This is a genomic window from Dyadobacter sp. 32 (genome assembly GCF_902506755.1).
Taxonomy (GTDB): Bacteria; Bacteroidota; Bacteroidia; order Cytophagales; family Spirosomataceae; genus Dyadobacter.
Genome location: NZ_LR735258.1, coordinates 4,118,351 through 4,142,555 on the forward strand (window position 1 = coordinate 4,118,351; position 24,205 = coordinate 4,142,555).

19 protein-coding genes are annotated in these 24,205 nt (G+C 44.8%); 10 read left to right on the forward strand and 9 right to left on the reverse strand.

Annotation, left to right across the window (positions count from 1 at the left end):
• Positions 1–2 precede the first annotated feature (2 nt).
• The 6 genes from DYADSP32_RS16605 to DYADSP32_RS16630 form a co-directional block, all read right to left on the reverse strand.
• Positions 3–1,034: an ABC transporter permease subunit gene (locus DYADSP32_RS16605; protein ID WP_149241694.1), complete on the reverse strand. Its 1,032-nt coding sequence runs from the start codon at positions 1,032–1,034 to the stop codon at positions 3–5.
• Positions 988–1,995, reverse strand: coding sequence for an ABC transporter ATP-binding protein (locus DYADSP32_RS16610; protein ID WP_149241693.1), 1,008 nt, complete (start codon positions 1,993–1,995; stop codon positions 988–990). The genes DYADSP32_RS16605 and DYADSP32_RS16610 overlap by 47 nt, the downstream gene beginning before the upstream one ends.
• 5 nt (positions 1,996–2,000) lie before the next feature.
• Entirely contained in the window at positions 2,001–2,861 is an 861-nt protein-coding gene (locus tag DYADSP32_RS16615) for an NEW3 domain-containing protein (protein ID WP_149241692.1), read from the reverse strand.
• A gap of 385 nt (positions 2,862–3,246) precedes the next feature.
• Positions 3,247–5,100, reverse strand: a complete 1,854-nt coding sequence (locus DYADSP32_RS16620) for an asparagine synthase-related protein (protein ID WP_149241691.1) — start codon at positions 5,098–5,100, stop codon at positions 3,247–3,249.
• Positions 5,101–6,987 (reverse strand): YcaO-like family protein, encoded by a 1,887-nt coding sequence (locus tag DYADSP32_RS16625; RefSeq protein ID WP_414617848.1) that lies wholly within the window; start codon positions 6,985–6,987, stop codon positions 5,101–5,103.
• Between the two features lie 110 nt (positions 6,988–7,097).
• Positions 7,098–7,241: a hypothetical protein gene (locus tag DYADSP32_RS16630; RefSeq protein ID WP_414617849.1), complete on the reverse strand. Its 144-nt coding sequence runs from the start codon at positions 7,239–7,241 to the stop codon at positions 7,098–7,100.
• A 382-nt stretch (positions 7,242–7,623) separates the two neighbouring features.
• Here DYADSP32_RS16630 and DYADSP32_RS16635 point away from each other — a divergent pair, with 382 nt between their 5' ends.
• From DYADSP32_RS16635 to DYADSP32_RS16650, 4 genes are all read left to right on the forward strand, one after another.
• A complete protein-coding gene (locus tag DYADSP32_RS16635; RefSeq protein ID WP_149241689.1) occupies positions 7,624–8,241 on the forward strand; it encodes a sigma-70 family RNA polymerase sigma factor in 618 nt (205 codons plus the stop codon).
• A 118-nt stretch (positions 8,242–8,359) separates the two neighbouring features.
• The gene (locus tag DYADSP32_RS16640) at positions 8,360–9,448 is read left to right on the forward strand and encodes a FecR family protein (protein ID WP_149241688.1); all 1,089 of its coding nucleotides are present in this window, start codon (positions 8,360–8,362) and stop codon (positions 9,446–9,448) included.
• Positions 9,449–9,628: 180 nt separating this feature from the next.
• Entirely contained in the window at positions 9,629–13,036 is a 3,408-nt protein-coding gene (locus DYADSP32_RS16645) for a TonB-dependent receptor (protein ID WP_149241687.1), read from the forward strand.
• A gap of 21 nt (positions 13,037–13,057) precedes the next feature.
• A complete protein-coding gene (locus tag DYADSP32_RS16650; RefSeq protein WP_149241686.1) occupies positions 13,058–14,524 on the forward strand; it encodes a RagB/SusD family nutrient uptake outer membrane protein in 1,467 nt (488 codons plus the stop codon).
• 286 nt (positions 14,525–14,810) lie between these two features.
• Here DYADSP32_RS16650 and DYADSP32_RS16655 read toward each other — a convergent pair whose 3' ends face one another.
• A complete protein-coding gene (locus DYADSP32_RS16655) occupies positions 14,811–15,674 on the reverse strand; it encodes a helix-turn-helix transcriptional regulator (protein ID WP_149241685.1) in 864 nt (287 codons plus the stop codon).
• A gap of 444 nt (positions 15,675–16,118) precedes the next feature.
• On the opposite strand from DYADSP32_RS16655, the gene DYADSP32_RS16660 reads away from it, so the two are divergent.
• From DYADSP32_RS16660 to DYADSP32_RS16680, 5 genes are all read left to right on the forward strand, one after another.
• Positions 16,119–17,039, forward strand: coding sequence for an NAD(P)/FAD-dependent oxidoreductase (locus DYADSP32_RS16660; protein WP_149241683.1), 921 nt, complete (start codon positions 16,119–16,121; stop codon positions 17,037–17,039).
• Between the two features lie 384 nt (positions 17,040–17,423).
• Entirely contained in the window at positions 17,424–18,020 is a 597-nt protein-coding gene (locus DYADSP32_RS16665) for a short chain dehydrogenase (RefSeq protein ID WP_149241682.1), read from the forward strand.
• Positions 18,021–18,504: 484 nt separating this feature from the next.
• Positions 18,505–18,870, forward strand: a complete 366-nt coding sequence (locus DYADSP32_RS16670) for a VOC family protein (RefSeq protein WP_149241681.1) — start codon at positions 18,505–18,507, stop codon at positions 18,868–18,870.
• Between the two features lie 67 nt (positions 18,871–18,937).
• The gene (locus DYADSP32_RS16675) at positions 18,938–19,483 is read left to right on the forward strand and encodes a Crp/Fnr family transcriptional regulator (protein ID WP_149241680.1); all 546 of its coding nucleotides are present in this window, start codon (positions 18,938–18,940) and stop codon (positions 19,481–19,483) included.
• An 84-nt stretch (positions 19,484–19,567) separates the two neighbouring features.
• On the forward strand, positions 19,568–20,197 hold the full coding sequence (locus DYADSP32_RS16680; protein ID WP_149241679.1) for a hypothetical protein: 630 nt from the start codon (positions 19,568–19,570) through the stop codon (positions 20,195–20,197).
• Positions 20,198–20,675: 478 nt separating this feature from the next.
• Here DYADSP32_RS16680 and DYADSP32_RS16685 read toward each other — a convergent pair whose 3' ends face one another.
• Together DYADSP32_RS16685 and DYADSP32_RS16690 are read right to left on the reverse strand one after the other, a co-directional pair.
• Positions 20,676–21,086, reverse strand: coding sequence for a hypothetical protein (locus DYADSP32_RS16685; protein ID WP_149241678.1), 411 nt, complete (start codon positions 21,084–21,086; stop codon positions 20,676–20,678).
• 702 nt (positions 21,087–21,788) lie between these two features.
• Complete coding sequence (locus DYADSP32_RS16690) at positions 21,789–22,928, reverse strand: hypothetical protein (RefSeq protein ID WP_149241676.1); 1,140 nt, start codon at positions 22,926–22,928, stop codon at positions 21,789–21,791.
• A gap of 293 nt (positions 22,929–23,221) precedes the next feature.
• Between DYADSP32_RS16690 and DYADSP32_RS16695 the strand changes: the two genes are divergently transcribed.
• Positions 23,222–23,884, forward strand: coding sequence for a hypothetical protein (locus DYADSP32_RS16695; RefSeq protein WP_149241675.1), 663 nt, complete (start codon positions 23,222–23,224; stop codon positions 23,882–23,884).
• The last annotated feature ends 321 nt before the right edge of the window (positions 23,885–24,205 follow it).

The following is a 24,205-nucleotide window of genomic DNA, read 5'->3' on the forward strand; positions in this document are numbered from 1 at the left end:
CATCAGCACCTGATCTCCCTCCGCATAAAAAGGTAGTAGGAGAACGCAAAACAAAAAACGGTGGCTGCCAGCAATCCGCTCACTTGCGGCCATACGATCATCAGGCTTTCTTTATAGGGCAGCGGGGAAGGAATGGCCAACGCCATTTGCTCCATCGTCAAAGGACCTAAACTCCGGACGGAGGGCATCAGCAACGTGGTGGTGGCATCGGTATAAAGCTGGCTGGGTTCCAGACGCAGTATACTGCCTATCAATCCATTGTAAGCAAAGACCTGCTCCTGTGAAAGCAATGCGGGGTCGGGAATCATTGCTTTGATGACAAGATTAACGAGCAGTTTGTAAAATACCGTCAGAAAAAGCCAGATACCAATCGCAGCAAGCGCGGAGGTGGCCGTCTGCCTGAAACGGATAGAAAGCAGAATGGATAAGCTAAGCCAGAACCCTACATAAACGATACTTAAAAAAATAAAACTGAAAATACGCAGCACTTCTTCCGGTTCAATGCCAACCCCGGTGATGAGCAGCCCCGCACCGATCATCAGCATCGCAAGCGAAACGAACAGGCAGCTGACAATGATGATGGCGCTCACGAATTTTGACAAGATTAAATTATCTCTGTAAACCGGCTGTGCCATCAGGCGTGTGAGCGTACCGGCATTTTTCTCGGAATTGATGGTGTCGAACCCCAGGCCGATACCCAGCAGCGGGCCCAGAAAGCTCAGAAGCACATGGAATGGCGGCAAGGTGCCATCGGTTGTGGTAAGGAGTTTCAGGTATAAAAACAGGCGGTCGGGATCCTGTATGTTAGCGACGGCCGATTTGATATTACTCAACGATACGTACATCGCACCGAAAAAAGTGAGTCCGACGAGTGACAGCAAAACGATAAACCGCCAGCTCCGTATATGATCCGCTATTTCTTTGCCCACCATGACCCTGAACGGGCCGGGCGAAGCCACCGGGCTCCCGGACTGAATATTGTAACCTTTATTTCTTAAAGAAAGACCTCTGGAAAACACGGCCAGGCTTTTCATGGGTATTATTTTCTGCTAAGTTGTTTTCAAAATATTTCTCATAAATATCATCAAGCCCATATTCTTTTTTATGGACTCCCGTCACATCCAGTCCATTGTGCACAAAGAACCGGACAATATCAGGTGTAATGTCCCTGAGGCAGGAAATCTCCACCACATGGCCCGTTGCCGTGAGTTGCTGCACATCCTCAAGTTGTTGCAGCGCACCCGCGGCTTCCCACCGGGCAGGAAGCGCTTCTTTTAATGTGACACTGACCACGTAATTTTCATTCGTAAAAAGATTGCGGGAAAGCTTATCGACGCTCCCTTCCACAAGCATTTTACCGCCTACAAATATCCCGACGCGGTCACAAACCTGCTGTACCTGATGCAGATGGTGCGACGAGAGCAGCACGGTGAGTCCCTGTTGCCGGCTTAGCTGATGAATGAGCGCAAGAAATTCCTTCACCCCGCTGGGGTCAATGCCAAGGGTAGGCTCGTCGAGAATGATGACATCGGGTTGCTTGATCAGCACATCGGCCAGGCCCAGCCTTTGTTTCATACCCCTGGAAAAAGCGGAAGTCTTTTTATCCACGGCATCCCCAAGGCCGATCGCTTTCATCATTTCAAAGGCCCGGTCTTGGACTTCGGCTTCCGGAATGCCATTGAGCCTGCCGATGTAAGCGAGGTTTTCCAGGGCGGTCATGCTATCGTAAAAACCAACGCTGTCGGGCATGTAGCCTACTTTTTTCTTAACAGCAATGGGGTTGGTGGTGGCATTGTAGCCGCAAACCGTAGCAACACCTGACGTGGGCTCGGTAAGTCCCAGCATCATGAGAATGGTGGTGGTTTTGCCTGCGCCGTTGGGTCCCAGCAGGCCGAAAATTTCACCCTTGTGAATGGTCAGATCGAGGTCGTCAACAGCTTTCAGAGAACCATAGCATTTTGTCAAACCCCTCAATTCAATGATAGGCTTCTCCATAATACTTATCGTCTGCCGTATTTACGAATTAAATAATACACCAGACCGATCGCCAGCAGTATCACCAGCATACCGATCCAACCCGAAAGCACGGAGGTTTTTACCGTCATTCTGAAAGCTGCATTGGCCGTTGCATTCGCATTTTTAGCAGTAAAAGTGGTGACATAATCGCCGGCAATCGTCTTATCGGGCACTTTCAACTTCGCTTTCACGTCAAGTGTTTTAAGCGGATCGAGCCGGTCGATTTTGGAAGGTTCAAAAGTTACATCCCAGTGCGACGGCGCCTGTGCCGTCAGCTCCACGTTTTCCAGCGGGAGGGTGGCGTTATTTCTGACCACCAGGTGAATTTCTTTCATACTACCCTCGGTAACGTCATCGCTCAGCCGCCCTGTTGGCGTAGTGAGCTCTATACCATAGGAGCCCCTCAGAACAGCTTCCAGGTTAAGTTCCAGGCGGTCACCTGCGGAAGTGGCCGTTACGGGGATGTTGTATTTGGACGGTTTTGACTCCGGGCGCGCGTTTAATTCCACGGTAACTTCCTGGAATTTTCCGGCTTCTACATTCACAGAGGTAACCTGGCTTCCCAGGGTCCTGAAAGTAACGGCCCATCCCTCGGGCAGCTTTGCCTGCAATTCGTAGACTTTTGCTTCGGACGTTCCGTTGAGCAGCACGGCGCTGTACCGGAACGTTTCACTGGCAGCAGCCTCCACATTAACAAGGCTGGATTTGAAGGAGGATTTTTCGCCCGGCTTGGCTGGGGTTTGGGCGGATAAGTTGGTGGCGGCGAGTAGTCCGGTTAAAAAAATTGCAAACAGGCCGCAAAACTGTACATGGTACTTTTTGGTGATTGGGTAAAGAACTGACATGATCTAATAAACAAAAGTGATTAAGTTTAATTTATTAAAAAATGGTTTGACTGCCCCCATTTGAAGGTCAGCCTAAAAATTAGCGCCCAAATTTAAGAAAAGGATAAAATTTCAAAAAAAACTCAGATGATTTTTTTAGGTAGTTTTTTAAGTTTAGCAGTTACTTCGGTGCGTACGTACAATGCAATGCGGATGCGTTTTCATTCAGACCTGAGTCAATTTCAATGACCGTTTCTAGGGGATCATAAAAAGTTAAAAAAGCGCAGACAGGCAGGTAATACGCAGAGATGAGCGGCGCAAATTTCACTAAAAACTAATCTTGCGGATTACCCCTCTAGGCCATATGCAGCCAGAAACGCACGTAAAATAGAAGAGCCCGGGAAGATTACAATTGATTTTTCCAGATTTCAACAAAAAGGCGTCGCTGGATTTTTTTGATTTTACTAAAAGGAGGATTCTGAGCGTCAATGGCTTCCAAATCCCTTTTTATTCTTACCAATTCTACCTTTGCTTTTTGGTTAAAACCATTGTCCATGAGACAGGCATTGACCGTATCCAAGAGATTAAGCCAAATAGGTTTGTTGAAATTTACTTTGGATTCCCGTAACCTGACCTTTTCAGGCACAATGCCCATCATGGCTTCCCGGAAATGATACCTGGCCAATCCGTTGGGGCCTGTTCTCATTTTTTCAGGGATAAACAAGCTTAACTCGATAAAGTCCCGATCCAGAAAAGGATGAGCGTATTCTATCCCGAACGCCGCCCCCGACAGATTAAGCGTTTCATTAATGTCAATGATACCAGCCGAAGTAATACGGCTGAAATGCTCCAGTTTGGTACCCGTTAGAGACGAAGGCCTGTAATTATGAACGGATGCATTTGTAACTTTCCTTTTACGACGCAAGAGCAAACCAAGACTACCTCTGGCTACAATTCGGATTGAATCCGAGACCGATATTGCCTTATGTCCAAGCAGTTTACCAAAGAATTTCAGCGCGGAAGCCATTCCCTGTGTGGTATAACTGTATAAAACTGCTTTTTTAATGAAATATATTTTTTTTGCTTTTGAGGACTCCGTGTCGCAACCCATAAGTGCGTCAAATTCCCCCAGTTTCAGATTCACAATCAGGCTTAAAAGGTAAGCGTATCCAGCATCCACGACAGTATCGCCCTCGTGACCGGTAAGCACCACCGTGACTTTCTTACTCTTAAAAAAGGTCAGCTCCGGAAGAATTTTAGTGCCGGTGGGTATCGTGCTCAAATCGGGCCAGTCTATTAATTCGTTTGACTGCCTGATCCCGGCAAAAGGATCTGAATGCCGTTCAATCTGAAGATGATTTTCCTGGTTGTCCCGAATAATTTCATGGGCATACGCTATTTCATCGGCCTCCGGAGTGCCCGGATAAAAATGAACGGAGTACCGGCTGTCATTTGGCAGGAATTTTTCGGCCGATTTGTAGACAGCGCTGGAGTCGAGACCGCCGCTCACGTGAAACCCAGTGAGGGGTTGTAATCTTCTGCAAACGGCGATTTCAAACCTTTTTTGATACTCTGCAATAAGTAAAGATTCCGTAGTCAGGTGACGGAAACGGTTGGGATCAATTTCCCAATAATAGGTTTCTTCAGTTGCGTGAAGATCCATATCTGCTGCCAGAACCGTGGCCGGAATTACAGAAAAAATGTCCTGAAAAAAGGTTGTTTTTTTGTAGGGCCGAAAATCCGAAGGCCATTGAAGATACTCCTGAATCTTTTCAGAATTGCGTGCGGGAGATACAAAATCAAGTGAAAGAAGCGCTTTGGGCTCGGAGGCAAAAGCCAGGTAGTGTCCCTGCCTGAAACTGTAATACAACGGTCTCACCCCCATATGATCCCGGATGAGAAACAGTTTTCCAAGATTTTCATCCACAATCGCAATCGAATAATCACCGGCCAAATGCGCTGCGAAGGCTATACCCAGTTTTGAATAAGCCATGAAAATCAATTCATTGGGACTCACTTCCTGATGTCCGGTATGGCCAATCGTTTCTAGAATTTCCTTTTGATTATCAATGCGGGCATCGGAGATGATTCTGATGCCGCTTCGGTGAAATGGGGTAGCGTCCGTGGAAGTGCTAAGCTGGCCAACGCTGAATTTATCACCACTGATCAGCACCGCTTTCCCGCGATGCGGCAAACGGTGAGCCATCCGCTCCATATCACCGGTCCTCGCATTTCCAATGATTCCGATTATGCCTTTCACTCAGAATATATTGAAGTTTCTCAGGTCATTTTCAGTGGGCAGGTACCCATGCAGATCGTTGACGGTCGTAAACAATCTGCCGGGAGCGAAGCGGGTATCCATATCCCTCATACCCGGAACGACCGCTTTCACAACGGGTAACAAAACGTCATTTCGGGAGAGGTCTTTATAGAATATATCAAGTCCCTTTTTTCTGATTTCCGTTTCCAGCATGCTCAGCTCTGCGGCGGCAGATAAGGTGTTCCTGTCCAAAGACCATGCAGGCGGGTGCGGTCTATGCTGATCTAACGTAACCGCTACATCTGCCATCTGACCAGCATCCAGGAGGGTCTTCTTACCCAAATGATGAATATAGAGCTGGTTAAGCTCACTGAAAGTTTTTTCGCATGCCTTCTCAAAGCAGATATTAGAACCGCATGACACGATATAAGTCCCCGGCAGGTAGTCCGAAACAACGGCAACAGTGGGGATGGGTATATCTTGAGTAATGTCAAAGACGTACACATTTTTGCCCAGGCTGGCGTGTGCTTCCAGAGCCGAGGCAACAATCTTTAGATGACTGATGCATCGGTTATCAATTCCCTTCGCACCTAATCTGTTATACCACCAGATAGCATAGGCATCTCTTTCAACCAGTTCATAAAGGGCGTGCAGGCGGGCTGTTTCGAGTGTGGAACCGGCTGCAGTACCATTCGTTATCCATTTAAAGAATTGCTCCGAGGCGGTATCTTCTGGAGGCACTCCCAGATAGAGCAGGAAAGTGGGGATTCTGCGGGAAGTGGTATCGGAAAGATCCTTGACATAACTCCAGGCAATAGGGATGTTTTCATCAAAAGGCATCAGCGGCTTGCCTGTTTGATTGTGTGCCCTGTTTTGACAGTACTGGTCGGGGCTGTAAAGAAGGATCTCATTGGGATGAAAGGCTTCGCTTCCCAGATTTTTATAGGTATCTATGATATACTCATCTTCGTGTTCCCGAAAAATCTGAGCGTATCTTTCCAATGTTTCACAAAAAGCCTTTGCTTCCGACTCTTCTTTGGTCAGCCCATTGCCGCTCGCTCTTGTGCGGGAAAAGAATGTCTCCGTGTTGACTTTATTGGATCGGTAAATGATTCCGCCTGAGCTCATCCAGCCACCCAACGGGGTTTTCTCGGATTGCAGCCGGTCAATCAATCCCAAAGAGCCCTCACCATGAAAGGAAAGCTGTTTGAAAACGGAAATAACATCGGCTGGTTCGTTACGCTCGTTTAAAATATCATGCGATAGCTGGGGAGAAGCATGGAAGACACTTTCATGAACGGGAATACGTTTGATCTCCAGACTGCCCACGTCGAAGCTAAGCAGCGTATTGCGCCCATCTTCGGAGGAAATGAACTCAGGCAGATACTCCAGAAGAATGCTGAGCGCCGGTACGGGCAGAAAATCCTTATCAGAAAATTGATAATTTACCACAGTCAGTAACTGACTGTAAAACACCCGTTTCATTCTGTTCAGGAAAGAGAAAAAAGGCCCCGTATCCGCCTTGTCGAATACCGGGAGTAATTTAAGCTCTTTACCGAAAACCCACACACAAGTAAATCGGTTGCTTTTAATTTTGAGCAGGTCAGCAAGTTGCAGACCGCGTAAATCGGAAATGACAAATATGGTCATATCAGGCTGTTGTTCATCAATAACAACGTTCGTGAGACCCCAGCCACCGACAGCCTGGCAAAGCAAAGGCCATTCCGGTGACCCGATTGCGATTTTAAAAATAGTGCCCGGAACTAATACCTTATCCTGCACCAAGCTGTAAAAGGCTTCCAGAATTTCATGCAGGGAATACGTATTTTCATAAACTTCTCTGAGCCGGTCAAGGGATACCTCCTCCCGGCCGAAGAATCTGCGCAAAATAGCATACTGAACTGCATGACTATAGATCCTATAAACCGAACCGTTAAATAATACTATAGTCTTCTCATCAAAACCAAGTAGATAGAAGGAGGAATTCCAGACCATAATTAACAGGGGCCCGAATCGAACCCAGTCATTCCGTCGGAGTTAAAGCTACCAGCACCCGAAGTCAGATTTTTGACTTTGCCCAGTTTCTTTAATTTAGGAGTATGATATTTCTTTTTAATGGTAGTGGGTCTGAGGTTTTTCATAACTGAAGTTAGGTGGGGCGTTGAGATCTGTAAATTTATAATTTAAAACGGATACTGTATCGGTGACAACCCGAAAAACCTGCACGAGATGTAAAATATTTAGATAACTCTCTGAAATTTTATCTTTAAGCTCGTTAGAAGGAACGTAGCACTTTTTCTTCACTTGTCACAATGGCAGCAGGAGCGCTTTTGTCCACTGTAGCCTAGCCCATCCAATGATCAGAATGCATGCTTGTGAGGTTACGGTAAAAACCCGTTGAGATTTACTTTACCTGTTTCAAGTAGGTTTAAATTTCTTGGGCCTTGTCGGAGGTAGAGAATCCTTCAGTGCGGAGAACGTTAATAATGTTGTTATCTATCGAAATTATTTTGGGGCACCATTATGTCTGATAATTCACTAGGCAATTTGAAGGAGGCCGAACTTTGGCAGTCGTTTAAAAATGGCGACAGGGAAGCTTTTGTGTTAATCTATAAATATTATTTCAAAATTCTGGCCAATTATGGTTCCAGGTTTACCTCCGACGCGCTTTTACTGGAAGACGCAGTCCAGGATCTTTTTGTATCCCTCTGGCGGCGACGAGAACAACTCGGTAACCTGGGACATGTAGAAAGCCCGAAGTTTTATTTGCTCAGGGCTTTGCGAAATCAGCTGACGCGTAACTCGCGCAACGATATCTTCGATCAGGCCGAGAATATGGACGATTTCCTGGACCACCTTGTTTCGCTTTCATCCGAGCAGCAAATGATTGATGATGAGCATACACTGGATCAGGCTCAGAAGGTTAAATACGCTATTTCTAATCTCAGCCCCAGGCAACAGGAAGCGATCAACCTACGATTTTATCATGGCATGAGCCTTGACCAGATTGCCCAGGTCATGGGAATTAACAAACAGGCTACCAGTAATATGCTCTTTAAAGCATACACAGTCCTGCGCCTTACGCTTAAATTCATTTCCCTGCTGCTGATTTCTTTTCCCTCCGGCTTTCGCGCCAACTGAAATCCGATGGAATTTCGATTCTGGTACTATCCCTGAAGAAAATAAAATATTTTTTGGGGCGCTGGGTTAATTTCAGATAATGCTTGTCTCTGTATAATGACGGACTTGCATTATACCGATGAATTACAGCAACTTTGAGTTACAGGATTTTCTGAATGATGACTCCTTTGTCCAATGGGTGTTGGAGGGAAAGGATGATGCTTATTGGCAGCACGTCCTGGTGGCATTTCCGCTACAGCAAATACCGATCGAAAAAGCACGCAGGATAGTTTGCCAGTTGCGGAACGAGGAAGAAAACAGAACGCTGGAACTGAACGAGGAGGATGTCTTGCGGCGTATACAGAGAGAGATCCAATTGCAGGATTCGATTTTTGAATGGCCGGTAAAAAACCGGTGGAGCGTCGGCTGGTTAAAGTGGGCTGCGGTTGTTTTTATATGTATAGGAATTGGATGGATGCTTTGGAATGCCCGGTTCCTGCAAGAGACGCGCTACAATGACCTGGTTGCTAATGCAAAAAATCGGTATGAGTTGATCGAAAAGGTAAACAACTCCAGAAATCCGGTTCGCATTAGGTTGGAAGACGGTACAGTGGTAACCTTGCAAAAAAACAGCAGGCTGAGTTATCCCCTGCATTTCGGAAAGGACAGCCGCGAAACATTCCTGAATGGGGAAGCATTTTTCGAGGTGGCCAAAAATCCTGACAAACCTTTTTATGTGTATGCTAACGAACTCGTCACCAGGGTACTGGGCACTAGTTTCATAATCAAGTCTTATGACTCTGAGCGAATTGCAAGTGTTGATGTCCGTACCGGGCAAGTATCCGTGTTCAACCCAAGGCATATGGGAGCGGACGAAAAGGAAACCAGCGGTGTGGTATTACTACCTAATCAAAAGGCTGTCTTCGACCGTAAAAAGGAATTACTCTCCAAACGTCTTTCAGACGAGCCTGCGCCCCTTATTACGCGGGCCGGTGATCAGAGAATACGGTTTGAAGAAGCGGCTGTGAGCCAGGTTCTTCAAGAACTTGAAGAACTATATGGGATCAAGATCATTTATAATAAAGAGATACTCGCATCGTGCATTATCAGTACCGTTTTCGGAAGTGAATCGCTCAACGACAAGCTTGACGTAATCTGTCAGACTATTGGCGCAACACACCGGGAAATAGATGCGCAGGTCATTATTGAATCAACCGGTTGTTTGTAATAATACGCTAAACCTAAACCCTTTACCGATTAATCCATTTGCCTATGAAGTAAGAAGTTCCCTCACCAAGATGTCATAAAAAAAGGAAAAGGATGTGGCGACATCCCCTTCCTTACGCCCACTCCTGAAAGGGAGTTGGGCAAACAGTTTTGTCTTTGAAAAACAAACTTATTCAAAAGTATGAAAATATCGTTTACCAGAAAAGAGGTTTTCAGGGTTATGAAGATCACTTCGATTCAATTTATGCTCTTATGCGTACTGGCTGGAAGCGGCCTTGCGGCACCAGCATTCTCGCAGGAGCTACTGAAAGAAAGGTTGACGCTGACCATTAAAGGTGGCAACTTGAAATCATTTTTAAAAAGCCTTGAAAAAGAGGTGGATGTCATTTTTTCCTATCAGAAGGATGTCGTTTCCACTGATGAGCGCCTGAACTTTGAATTTAAAAATGAAACGTTGGATGAGATTCTCCGGCAAGTACTTGCTCCAAGACGTATACAATACAAGGTTATAAGGAGCAACCAGGTCATATTAACCAGAAAAACTTCCTCCTTAGGTGATATCCAACCGTCGGGATTCAACACCGAAAAAGAGTTGATTGAAAAGTCATATGTACAAGTGGCTGACGTTCGGATCAACGGAACAGTTAAGGGAGAAGATGGAGCTGGTCTCCCAGGTGTTAGCATAATAATCAAAGGAAGTTCAAGGGGAATGACTACTGACGGAGAAGGGAAATACCAGATCGATGTGCCTGACAATTCGGCTGTTTTAATTTTCAGTTTTGTAGGTTACGAAAGCCAGGAGTTGGCAGTCGGAAATGTTGCTTCACTAGATGTGATAATGAAACCAGACATCAAAGCGCTGGGTGAGGTAGTTGTGGTAGGTTATGGTACTCAGAAAAAAAGTGAAATCACCTCCTCTATTGCAAAAATTGATGGCAAGGATATTGAAACTTCTACGGCATCAAACGTGGCTTTGTCGTTGCAAGGCAGGGCTTCGGGAGTTGAATTTGTTTCGTCGGGACTTCCCGGAAAAACACCCAGTATAAGGATTCGCGGAGTGGGCACGATCAACAATACACAGCCGCTGATTGTGTTGGATGGAGTGCCTGTAAGTGCAGATATTCTCGGACAGTTGGCCCCGGCAGAGATTGAGTCGATCGAAATCTTGAAAGACGCAGCATCCGGAGCCATTTATGGCACACGGGCTGCCAACGGTGTTGTACTGGTAACCTCGAAAAAGGCGGGTTTTAACCAGAAAACAACCGTGAGGTTAAATGCTTCAACCGGGTTCAATAGTCTTATTAAAAAGTATCCTGTCCTGAATGCGGAAAAGCTGTATGAGCTTAAACGTGAGCGGTACGTGATGGATGGCCTTCCTCTGGACCAGAATTCTCCATGGGCAGACGATTACTACAACAAAACCCGCACCGACTGGCAGGATGCCATGTTCCGCACCGGATTATTTACCGATTACAATGTCACGATTGGCGGAGGCTCGGAAAATGCAACGATTAATGCCAATCTCTTCTACAGAGACGAAGAGGGCACACTCATTACCACAGATATGAAACGCCTGGGGCTTTCCCTCAGAAGCACCCAAAAAATATCGAATCGCATCAGAGTGGAAGAGAATGTAAGGATATCGGGCAGGAAAAACAGGATCGTGCAGGATGACCTCGGAAGCTCGGGAACTTCAACAACCATCTACTCTGCATACCGCTTCATGCCTGCTATACCCATAAAATACGATAATGGCACCTATGGTTCAGGAAAAGCCAGTACGCAACTCGGCGATATGTGGAACCCCGTTTACAAGGCAAAGGAGGAATGGTGGTATACCGATGAGATCAGAACGATCGTCTCCGCGAAGGTAGATTTTGATGTGACCAAAGCACTTACACTGAGCGCGAGAGCATCCTATCAGCGGACTACGTCGGGTAACGACAGGTTCCAGAACATTACCCCTGAACAGTCGAGAAGTGAATCGGCACCAACGCTTGAATATGCAAACTATGAAGCCACAACAAAGTTGGGGGAAGTATTTGCCAATTATGACAAATCTATTGGAGATCATCATATCGGAGCGACGATGGGTATTTCCGGTCAGATCGACTATAGCAACTGGAACAGAATGATTGGTATGGGATTTGCCTCGACGACCGAGAGCCAACTGGTCATGTCGAATGCGGCATCCACAAGGGTAGAAGGAAGTGAATATCCGACGACCGGACTGACCTCGGCTTTCTTTCGCGGGACGTATAGTTTCAAAGACAAATACTATGTTTCAGGTATTTTCAGGGCTGATGGTTCGTCGAGATTTGCCGAGGGAAAAAGATGGGGCTATTTTCCTTCGATTTCTGCGGGATGGCGCGTCTCAAACGAAAAGTTTCTGAAAGACAATGCAATGGTGTCCAACATGAAGCTTAACGTGGGTTGGGGTCAACTCGGAAATCAGAATGTCGACGCGTTTCAATATCTGAACGTATACCAGAAAGATGTTAAATATGTGCTGGGAGGCACAAATTTAACGGGTACCAGGCTGGCTTCCTTTGCGAATACCGACATTACCTGGGAGACAACCAGCTCCTTGAACGTGCTCCTGGAATTGGGCCTGTTCAATAACAAACTGAACATGGACATCGCATATTTCGACAAACGGACAAAGAATATGCTGATCCCTCTTCCAAGTCTTCTCGCATCCGGAACCGTCTCCATCCCCGATTTCAATGCCGGGGAAATGCGAAATTATGGCATTGAAATTGAGCCCTCATACAACGGCAAGGTGGGGAAGGTCAACTTCGAGCTGGGCCTGAACCTGACATTCCTGCAAAATGAGGTTACGAAATTGTATGGTGAAGCCAAATATATCTCGTCGAACGAATACAACAGGACTTACCAGGGCCAGGCTGTCGGCACTTTCTATGGCTGGAAGACGGATGGCGTTTATCAGAATCAGAGCCAGGTAGACGGAGATCCCAACATATCCGAAGACCCTCGTAAGGTTTATATTACGCCCGGAGACCTGCGTTTCGTGGACGTTAACGGGGATCATATTGTGGATGAGAAAGACCGGGTAAACATTGGAAACCCCAACCCGACCGTTTTGCTCGGGTTCAATTTGGGTGCCAGCTACAAAGGTTTCAATCTTTCGACAGTATTCAGCGGGTCATTAGGACATCAGGTTTATGATGCAATGATGGTGCGCGGAATTGACCCGACCCAGAGTGGTAATATGGACGCGATATCCTATCAAAGGTGGACAGGTGAGGGTTCTACAAATAAATATCCAAGGATGTCTACCATTCGTGCCAATAACAATTACCGCGTTTCACAGCTGGGCCTTAAAAATGGCGACTACGTGAGAATGAAAGATGCAACCCTCGGATACACGATACCTGAGTTTACATCAAGAAAAATGGGCATGTCCCGTCTAAGAATGTATTTATCCGGACGTAATCTCTTGACATTCACAAAATTTGATGGTGTCGACCCGGAAGAAAGTGGCAGCGACAATTTGAACCGGGGCGTAATCCTGAATAATACGCCTCAGTCCAAGAGTCTTGTATTTGGACTTGATATTACATTTTAAAACACTTTAGCCTTACTTAAAATGAAAAACTATACGGTATTAGTAGTACTTGGCCTACTATTTTTTTCGTGCGATAGTATCCTCGACCAGCAATTAATCGGTAGCCGCACGGACGAAGATTATTGGCAAACCGAGGCAGATTTGCAGGATGCAATTGCTGGAGTATATGGCCCTTGGGCTACGCGGGCGTTAGGTATGGACGAGCTGTTTTTCGATAATCAGAGTGATGATCACTGGCGGGCCGGAGACCATGCTGAGGACGAAGAAATCGAGACCTACAACACTGATCCGTCCAATTCTAAGATCAAGGATACCTATCAGTACAAATACGAGGTTATCAGTCGGGCAAACGGCGTGATTATCAATGGGCCAAAAGTAAAAGCAGCCGGCGCAATCAGCGAAGATTCCTACAATTCCATTATGGGGCAGGCCTACTTCCTGAGGGCTTATGCTTATTACAGATTGTATCTTATTCACGGACAGGTTCCTATTATTAAAGAAGAAAGTGTTTTGAAGAACGAATACAATTTGCCAAAGTGCGAATCACCGGAGATTCTGGCCAGGTTTATTTTGGAAGATCTGAATACAGCCGCTGGCCTATTGCCGTTGCGCAATGTAGCAGGTAGTGTAGGGAAAGGAGCGGCCTGGGCGCTGATGACATCTGTTTACATGCATCTGGCGAAGGACTATGCCGATAAGGAGAACCTGAACCTGGCTATTTCCAGCGGAAGCAAAGTGCTCGAAAACTACCCACTGGCCGGAGATTACCTGACACTCTTCAGAACAGGGAACGAGAATATTGGGGAAAATCTTTTTCTGATGATGAACGATATGTCGTGGATCAACCAGGAGCTGATGTCGAAACACCGGGGTCCCCGACCCTGGGGAATGTACGGTTTTAATGAGCCAATGACCGACCTGGTAAAGGAGTTTGAAAAGGGTGATAAACGTAAAACGACTACCATCGTTTCCGACGGAGAGTTTGTTAGTCAGGCCGGCGTAAGGGTTGAACACATCCCAGGGCTTTCCAACACAGGTCACAGTTATTTCAAATACATGGATTGGGTTACATCTGAAACATTTAACCATGGACTCAACATTCCTTTTCTGAGGGCTGCGGAAACCTATCTTTTGGTTGCGGAGGCCAAGATTCGGCTCAGCGGCAAGGGGGCGGGAGATACCGAAATTAATCTGATACGCAAAAGGGCAGGTCTTAATCCGATCACAGGCGCAGATATCCATGCACTGATCCACGAATCCAGAGTCGAACTGGCAGGGGAGAATTTCAGGTATCAGAATCTGCTGCGGTGGGATAAAGCCGGCATTTACGATCTTACAACCTTTCTGTTGAAGACTGACAAAGTATTTCCTGCGGACATAGGAAGAACTAAATGGGTGAGACCAAAAAACTATTATCAACCGTTGCCACAAATAGAAATAGATAATTCAGACGGCGTACTGCTGCAAAATCCTGAGTGGGCAAACTAAGAGGAAAAACGCATGCAGTAAACTACGTCAAATTTGACGGCTAACTGGTCACTAGGCGCGACCTACATCTTCATTCCAGAATGCAGGTCGCGCCAGTCTACTTTCGCTTAGGCGAAAAGCAGATGAATGAAATCATACATCAGGTAAAATCAGCCGTAACCGGATGGCGAAGATTGGCGGGTAAGATAGGTATTTCGAGGACGAAACAAGAGATGACAGGTGCTTCTCGGGTTTGTAAATTGGCTATTTAAGTCATTGACAGAATGAATATTGAGTTCAGTAGGACTTATTGAAAATGCTTACGGAAGGCATCTGGCGAATGGCCAGTATGATTCTTAAAAAAACGTATGAAGTATGATGTATCCTCATAACCCAAATGCCAGGCAATATCCTTAATTTGATTGGGAGTGGCCAGCAAATATCGTTTTGCCTCCAGTATAATCTGTTCCTTGATTAATTCTGCTGTCGTTTTTCCTACAGATGACTTCGTGATTGCATTCAGTTGATATGCGGAAAGACTGAGTAGCTTGGCATACTGCGTAACACTTTTCACCTCAGTGATGTTAGTTTCCAATAATGTGAGCAGTTCTTCATAACGCTCCTGGGTGTACGTCGCCGCCCCGGATGATAGCTGCCTGGGATTCCGGCTTTGCCTAACGAATTCGATAAAGAACAGATCCATATTCGCCTTTATAGCTTCATTATATCCGTCCTGCTTCAAGATATACTCGTTAAAACAGTTTGACAGATAGGTAAGCAGTTTTTTGAATCTATTTTCTTCTACATGACAATAGTTATTGCCGGTTGCCTTCTTCCACTGCCGCTCAATTGTGGAGTATTTTGGTTGATAAAACGAATTATCAAATTCCAATAGATATCCGGTACTGTCGGCTTTCAATTGAAGTTGATGAACCTGGCCAGGACGTAGAATAAATATTGCACTACCCTGAACGTCATAATTTACAAAATCAATTTCGTGAACTCCTGATCCGCTTTCTACCGCCAGAATAAAGTAAAAATCATGTTTGTGAAGGTCATGAAATAAATCCTTTCCTTCAAGCACATCACAGACACTCCTGATACTAAACCGTCCTGCGGTAATTTGTGACTGATGTGTATCGGCAATATGTCTGATCGGAATTGACTTCATAATTTAATCTTAAAAGGTGATGATTCCGCTTCCGCAGGACAATTGTATACGCGCATTTAAAATTAAGAAAATTTCAGAAGGCATTTTATCAATTCAGTCTTGATAAGTCCTATACAACTGAATTTTCGTCCTATCTGTCAGTTCGCATCGCAAACTACTTTTGTATCCAACAAGCAATTTATAAAACGATATGACAACGAAAATAAAATTAATCGCAGTTCTCAAAATATGGATAGTCATCTATCCCTCAATTACTGTTTTTCTATATTTTTTCGGTGAAGCAATGTCCATTTTACCACTTTACGAGAGAACCCTGATTTTAACGATCGTACTGGTTCCCTGGATTGTATTCATTGGGCTTCCCTTTGTGAATCATCTCGCTGGTCTTATTTCTGGCAAACCAGAACGTAAGTAGCAAGCCGTATAATTCTAAAATATAATGTAATGAAAAATAAAAATTTCGACGCAATCATTATTGGGGGAAGTTATTCAGGGCTAGCAGCAGGTATGGCGTTGGGCAGAGCTTTGAAACAGGTTTTGATTATCGACAGCGGATCTCCTTGTAACAGACAAACACCTTTTTCGCATAACTTTCTTACGCAAGATGGCAAAACACCATCAGAAATTTCACTGCTTGGAAGAAAGCAGTTGCAAACCTATACGACTGTTTCGTTTCTTCATGGACTGGTAACCAGTGGAAAAAGGACTGGCACTGGTTTTGAGATTGAGCTAGTCTCGGGTGAGACATTTGCTGCACAGAAGCTCATTTTTGCCACTGGAATCAAAGATATCATGAAAGACATTGAAGGATTTGCCGAATGTTGGGGCATATCGGTTCTTCACTGTCCTTATTGCCATGGGTACGAAGTGAGAAATGAAAAAACTGGGATAATAGGCAACGGAGAAAGTGGTTTCGAGTTATCCAAGCTGATTTCTAATTGGACCAAAAATTTGACGTTCTTTACAAATGGACCATCCTCCTTAACAGGACGCCAGGTTGAGCAACTTGGCAAGCGGCAAATAATTGTAGTAGATAAGAAGATTCGAAAACTGGATCATATCAATGGAAATATTCAAAATATCGTTTTTGAAGATGAAACGGAAGTTTCTTTAAGTGCTATTTATGCACCGACCCCCTTTCTTCAACACTGTCAGATACCTGAATCTTTGGGATGTGAGCTAACGAGTGAGGGCTATATCAAGATTGATCAGTTTCAGCAGACCACCATAGAAGGAGTTTTCGTTTGTGGCGATAATGCTTCGCGTATGCGCACCGTCGCTAATGCGGTGGCTATGGGAACAGCAGCAGGTATATCTGCGAGTAAAAAGATGATCATGGAAGAATTCGATTCAAAAGTAAGATAACCAATGAATGTCATCGTAGTGATTTCTATCAGAATGATTATATGCTTATTCAGAGGTATTGTACTGTTTATAAATACGTTATACTGGCGAAGATCTGTTAAAACAAATCAAATCAGCTAAATGCCCACTGTATTGACCCCACCAATTCAGAAAAATAAACGAAAATCATTGTCGATACAATTGAGGTAAATCCTGCAATACTGCATTTATAGCCCACCTGGCTACCTGTAGCTCCAACTAATCTTACTTATAGAAAGCGTTTCTTCAACAACATAGAAAAATTATCTCTTCCAGAATTGCCTAAGTCATTTTCGAAAAGTGTGTCATTTCTATGTTTCAATTAGAGCGCATCAGTTAAAAAGTTCACCAAATATCAATCAAAAAATGAAAATTATCATTGTAGGTGCCACAGGCACTATGGGGAAACATTTGTCCAACGCATTTGAAAAAGACCACGAAATTATCAGGGTCTCATCCAGTGGCGGAGATATCCAGGCTGACATTACTTCGCTGGAATCGATAGAAAATTTGTTCGAGCAAGTAGGTGCCTTTGATGCCTTGATATCCACAGCAGGCCCATCATATGTAGGCCCTTGGAAACACATGACAGATAAAGAATTCAGAAAAGGAATCGAAGGAAAATTGATGGGCCAGGTAAATCTGGTACTTATCGGACAACGTTACATTGAACCAAAAGGATCTTTCACCCTAATTTCGGGGGCGTTAGCCTCAGATCCACAACTGAATTTTGCCAATGCAGCTGCTGCCAACGGGGCCATTGAAGCATTTGTCAGGGCGGCGGCCATCGAGCTCGAAGATGGAGTCAGGATTAATGCAGTAAGCCCTACTGTAATTGAAGATTCGCCACAATATTTCCCATACTTTCCAGGTGAGATACCTGTTTCTATGAAACAACTCGAATATGGGTTTCGAAAAAGTGTATTCGGTGCTAATACTGGGCAAGTGATCATACCCTATTAAATTTTGTTTATTGTCCGTCAACAAAATTTGAGCAGTCTTCTTGGTAGCTTTATCTGTTATGAGGGGCCAGGGCAATTAGCAATACAATATATTTCTGAGAGAAAAACCACATACAAAAGTTATGACGGTTTTTCTCCCTTTCTTTTGTTTACCCCCCTGATGGCTTCGGGCTGCAATAACCGCTCCGTACATTTGGCTGCGACTTGTTCGTGTATCCAGGAAATGTATTTTATTATACAACATGTCATGTTAAAAAAATTGCACAAACACTTATCGTCACTAACCCGTCTATGCCAAATATTATTTTGAAATATAAGTAACATCAACCAAAATCCCTTCCTCGACAATTCAAAGCTACTGCAAATAGCCATTTACCTACTCAGTACCTCCAACATGATGGTGCTGCGAACTTGTCTTTCTTGATTTGAATCAAGCAACTAATCCGGGCCACTCTCCTATTTTTGCTGTGCAAATAACTAACCTTATGGAACATAGAGCTGCATCCATGCGCCCATTCATTGGAGCCAAAGATTTTGAAGTATCAAGAAATTTCTACCGCGATCTGGGCTTCACCGAAACTGTGCTGTCCACAGAACTTTCCGTTTTCAAGACCGGACAATTGGCGTTTTACCTTCAAAATGCTTATGTAAAAGACTGGATCGACAATACCATGATCTTTCTGGAAGTCGACAATGTTGACCAATTTTACCAGGATCTGTCTGCGCTGAATCTGCCAGAAAAATATGACGGTGTAAAACTGACACCGATCCTGACCGACTATTGGGGCAGAGAATGTTTTTTGCATGATCCTTCCGGGATTCTGTGGCACTTCGGCGAATTCTCAATTTAATTCAGCAAATCACCTCATTTAGAGAATGGCATTTACTTACAGCAAATTAGCAGGCCTATAAAAGAAAATGTTAAAAACCGACATGGACAAAATCGGCAGGTTTTCCCAGGCTGATTTCGAAGTTTTACGCAGACACATGGTAAAAAGGCGGGTGAAAAAAAAACAGCTGTTGCTGGATCAAGGTCAGATATGCCAGTCCGTTTATTTCATTTCGTCGGGCGCTGCGTACCAGTTCTGGTATGATGATATTGAAGAGAAGGTGGCAGACCTGCACATGGAGGGCGAATGGTGCCTTGCCTATTCCAGTTTTGTATCGCAAATTCCTTCAAAAAACATCATCAAAGTGAATGTAGAAAGCCATGTTTACGAACTAGGTATACACGCTATACATCACCTGATTAAAGTGTCACCTGTATTCCTGCAGCTCGGCAAAATTTTGGAAGGAGCACTTTCAAGGTCCCACTATCTGGATAACTCCATGTCACCTTCTGAAAAATACAACCATCTTATCCATGCCAGGCCGCAGGTTTTGCAAATGTTCCCACTAAAAATTATTGCCTCCTATCTGAGCATGACGCCTGAAACGCTCAGCAGGATTAGAGCCTCGTTTTGAAATTTCAGCCGTTTCTTGATTTCAATCAAGAAGCCGTTTCCCAGGAAGGTCGTTCATTTGTTTTCCTGTTAAACGAAACCATAAATGGAAAACTCATTTGTAAAAGCCTCCGGCGTCGGCCTTTGTCTTGGCTCCTTCATTTCACTCTTAACAATGGTACTCCACCCGCCAGCGGGAAGTATCGACCACATTGTCCGTATCCAGAACGTTCTTATCTTTTCCCATGTGCTGGCCATCGCCTGCCTTCCGATTATGGGTTTTGGAGCCTGGGGATTGTCGGTATTGTTACATACCGATAGCCGAATTTCGACACTTTCCTTCATCATATTTTGCTTCGGCCTGATTACCGCAATGATAGCAGCGGCGATAAATGGGTTGATCTTACCGCAATTTCTGTCCGATTCGATTGCCAAACCCTTCGATGAGTCAGTGCTAAAAACAGTTATCCGTTATGGAGGTCACATCAACGTTTCAATGGCCAATATATTCATTGTTTGCACCTCTGTTTCCATAACAATCTGGTGCGTCCTTATACTTCACACAGCAAGACTTTCCAAAGGGATCGCTTATTTTGGTTTTTCCCTGCTGGGTTTTGAAATGGTATGCCTGTTTTTAAGGGTAAATTTTACCGATTTACATGGTTTTCGAATTTTTGTAACGGGATTAGCGTGCTGGGAAATAGCTGCCGGCATACATATGCGACTGAGACGATGATTGATTCCTATTGAGCGGTTATCAGGATCTTGTCCACATCATTGCAAAAATCGGTTTACAGTTCAGCTTATCACTTTTTTTGCAGCAAGTGCACACCCATTACCTGCCTCGCAGGGCGGGAATTTTCAGAAACCCTGGCAACTATCTGCCGGTCAAAAAAAGCCCGCCCCAAGTGTATGGCAATGTTTGCAGCAAGCACCAGGATGTCGACGATTTCGGGTTCTGATCTCTATTGTATCAAAGCACTCCCAAATGTGTTGACACCCCTTTAAAAGTGGTTTACAACATTTTAGCCGAACACCCTTAAAAGACAGTATAATCAAAGAACGGTTGGCAAAACAATGAAAAAAAATCAGACTACTGCTTCACAAACTTGCCGATGCTTCCATCTTTAAACCTGAGCAGGTAGATGCCTGCCGGTAGTGTTTTCAGGTCGACTGGCTGGTCACCAGATAGGATCCTGATTGATTGATGCAACCTACCGCTCGCTCGTATCGTAAAGCTTGGCATCGGTGTTTATCAACTTGTTTTCCAGGCTCAGGATGAGGCTCTCGGCAACCGGGTTGGGATATAGGTTCATCAATGCTTTGCCTTCGCGGTTCAACGACACCATACGGCTGTATGTGAACGTCTCATCAATATCGATCATTTTCAGGCGGTAGTAAAGCGTGCCCTTGTAAGTCGTGACATCGGTATAGCCGTAGCTGTTATTTCCTTTACTGACAGCTTGCAAGGTGGCTATTTGCTTAAAATTGCGACCATCTTTGCTGCTTTCCAGCTCGAAACTTTTGGTGTTCACTTCGTCGGCGGTTTGCCATTGGAGCTTGTTTGTTGAATTTTCCTGTATGCCTGTGAATGCTACCAGCCTGAGGGGCAGGGGCGTTTCCACCGATTTAGCAAAAAAACCACTGAAACCACTCACCTCGAAACTTACTTCCCAGCGGCTGGCATGAGCGTTCCAGCTTACACTGCCGTTCCGGTCGGAAGGCTTGAATGTGTCAGGCAGGGCCAGCTGGTTTTAATGGAGGTGAAAACCGTTTTCATAAATAGAGAAGGTGGAAACAGCAGATCATTTACGACTGCGAAGCTTTTGATAAAAAAAGGACGTGCAAAGCAAGACGGTTTCCCGCCGATAAGCGAAAATCCGGTATGGACAAAGTATGGACAAGAGAAGATAAAATGTGGACAACCGGGGTATTCTGGCCTTTTTAATGTGCTCCGCTCATAAGGCATTGGGCGAAAAGGAGATAAATGAAATCATAGATCAGGGAAAATCAGCGGTAAACGGATGGCAAAGGTTGGCTGGTGAGACAGGCATTTCGGGGGCGGCTGGCAGGGGCTTTTCGGGTTTGAGGGATGGTTTTTCAATGGCGCGGAGCACTGAACAGCATTTTGCAGTAGTCCCGTGAAGACACGGGGCCACGGAATTGTGCGGTTATTGGGGACACAGACCTCGGAATGCGGAAAAATTAAATTTGAATCCACTTTGATGACCACACAGAGTTTAAATTACACTCCCTTTTTAGGCGCTAAGGGTTTTAAAAGCTCGAATAGGGATGTGTCTCCACCCCAATAAAAACCATTCTAATCTTTACTCCTGCTTCTTGATATCAGGACGCGGTGCGCCAGGCCAGTTGGGAATGTTCAGGTTGATTTGTCTGCCATTGGCATCATAGTCCCAGGATTTGGTAGGGTTACCTTCCGGATCGTATTCCTGATAATGACCGACATCTTTTAAGTCTTTGTGATGCTGGACAACTTTAATTTGCCCGTTATCATGGTAATAAACGGAGCTATAATCATAGCTTTCTTCCTGATGATAAACGGATTCATGCTGAATTTTACCCCACCGAGAATATTCTCTTGAGAGGATAATCTTTCCGTTATAATCATAAAGTGCTTCATACTTTACCTGGATGCGACTGTACGTTTTCCTAAGTGAATCCTCCGTCTTGTAGAAATCCCTGACGAGGCGTTCCTTCCATCGACCATTGATTGTGGTGTCGTGATAAACCCTCGACATATTGATTAAAATTCCTTTCCGGTAAAATTTTTGATCATACAGCTGACCCGATGGAAAGAACCATTCCGATTTTCCCTGTAGCGAATCGTTCACAAACATTTGCTTACCCCACACCTTTCCGTTTCGGTGGTACACCGTCCGGACACCATTTCTGAGACCGTTGTGATAAGTTTGTTCAACTTCCGTTTTACCATCAGGATAATACTGACGGTCGACACCGTCGTGGCGTAGCTTCTGGGTGCGTCCGTACAATGTCCTCAAATCTTCCACTTCCTGCATGCCGCGCTTATGGTGCCAGTCACGAACGCCGTCCTTGTCCCGGTACCGTACATCTCTGTTACATGCAGAGATTACTAGTTTTTCTTTGTAGACCGTAGCAAATAATATCCACTCATCCCCGACGTTGATGCCCAAGTCACAAGAGGAAAGCACGTCTCGTTCTATCAATTCGCCAATGTCCTTGCCCTTAAATTTTTCAATGATTTTAAAACCCAGCGTCGCTTCACGGAAACGGGTTGTATCTGAGTATGGATGGACGGTTTCCGAAGTGACCTTTACCAATGCGACGAATTCGTAGCCTTTCAGGTCGTCTAACAATTTAATTCGCTCGAAACCACCAATACACGAACATGCTATTAAGGTCGTGGGCGGAGATAACAATATGATTATCAGCGTTAAGAATAGGGACGTGGGTTTAGTTTTCATCATTTTCAAAGTAATTATGTGCCACGAATGTATGACAAATAAATGAAATTGAAGTATTCATTATATATAATTTTATTATATATTAAATGCAACTATGCTCATGACTCCGGGCATCATTTTTCGGCCAGTATCTTGTAGGTTGATCATGTATAGCTCACAGCAAAAGGCAACGATTTATCCGCCACTTTGAAATCGACACTTTTTGCTTAGTATCTTTCGGAGTAATTGCGCTCAAATGCTTAATACCTCGTTTTTGACCGCCCCAAGTTTTTCTGGTAATGTAAAAATGGACGTAAATGGCGACACTAACCTTAGAAAGTGCTCACTATGAAGATATCGAGGATCTGTTAGCAGCTGTCGAAGGCGATTTCCAAATGAAGTTTAGCGATGGTGATTTCGCAAACATCCGGTCAGTGGGACAACTCTGCGACACTATTGCCGACAAGGTGCCGCTAATTGATTCCGAAACTTGTACATCGCAGCAAGCATTCTATAAGATACGGGCCGCGTTTCGCACCATGGGTCATCTGGACCAAATAATACCAGACACTTCGCTTGAGTCCCTTTTACCACGAAAAGATCGAATTGCCAAAGTGAGAGAGCTAGAACGGGAACTTGAAATGAGTGTCGGGATACTGAGTCCGCCCGATTTGATTTCAAATACAATCTGGATCGGTGCACTTATTTCTACGGCAGGGTTATTCTATGACTGGCGCATATTCTTGCCTTGTCTCTTCTTCGTGATATTGGTTGGAACAATAGCTTACCGATTTGGTAAGGAGCTGGATTTGGAGACGGTGTCAGATCTGGCTAGAAACCTTGCCATTGATCATTATCTGGCCGTCAGACGTGACCCATCTACAATCAATAAAAAAGAATTTTCCCAGGTTTTACTGGACAGGCTAAACCTGAATTACGATGAGCATGGCAAGCTAGAGAGGGAAACAAGGATAGGTTAAAATATAAACTGTCTCTTTTGTTAAAAAGGCTCACACCGCGTTGTGCGTTGTGTTCTTTGAACATTGCGTACCTTGTACATGGGACCGTTTGTAACGGTCTTAGGCTGAATGGTTAAGTGATATATTGGATCGTTAGTAATAAATCCTTTAATTGCTGACGGCGTGTTAACAAAAAACGAAAGGCCGTATTGAGATTGTACTGCCTCAAACCGTTTCAAACGGTAGAGTATCCAGATTCGCAGCCTACGCGGCGCGGTCTTTAAACTAAGAATAAAAAGCGGGAGTCCGCAATAGCCCCGTGAAGACACCTAAAGTATATAC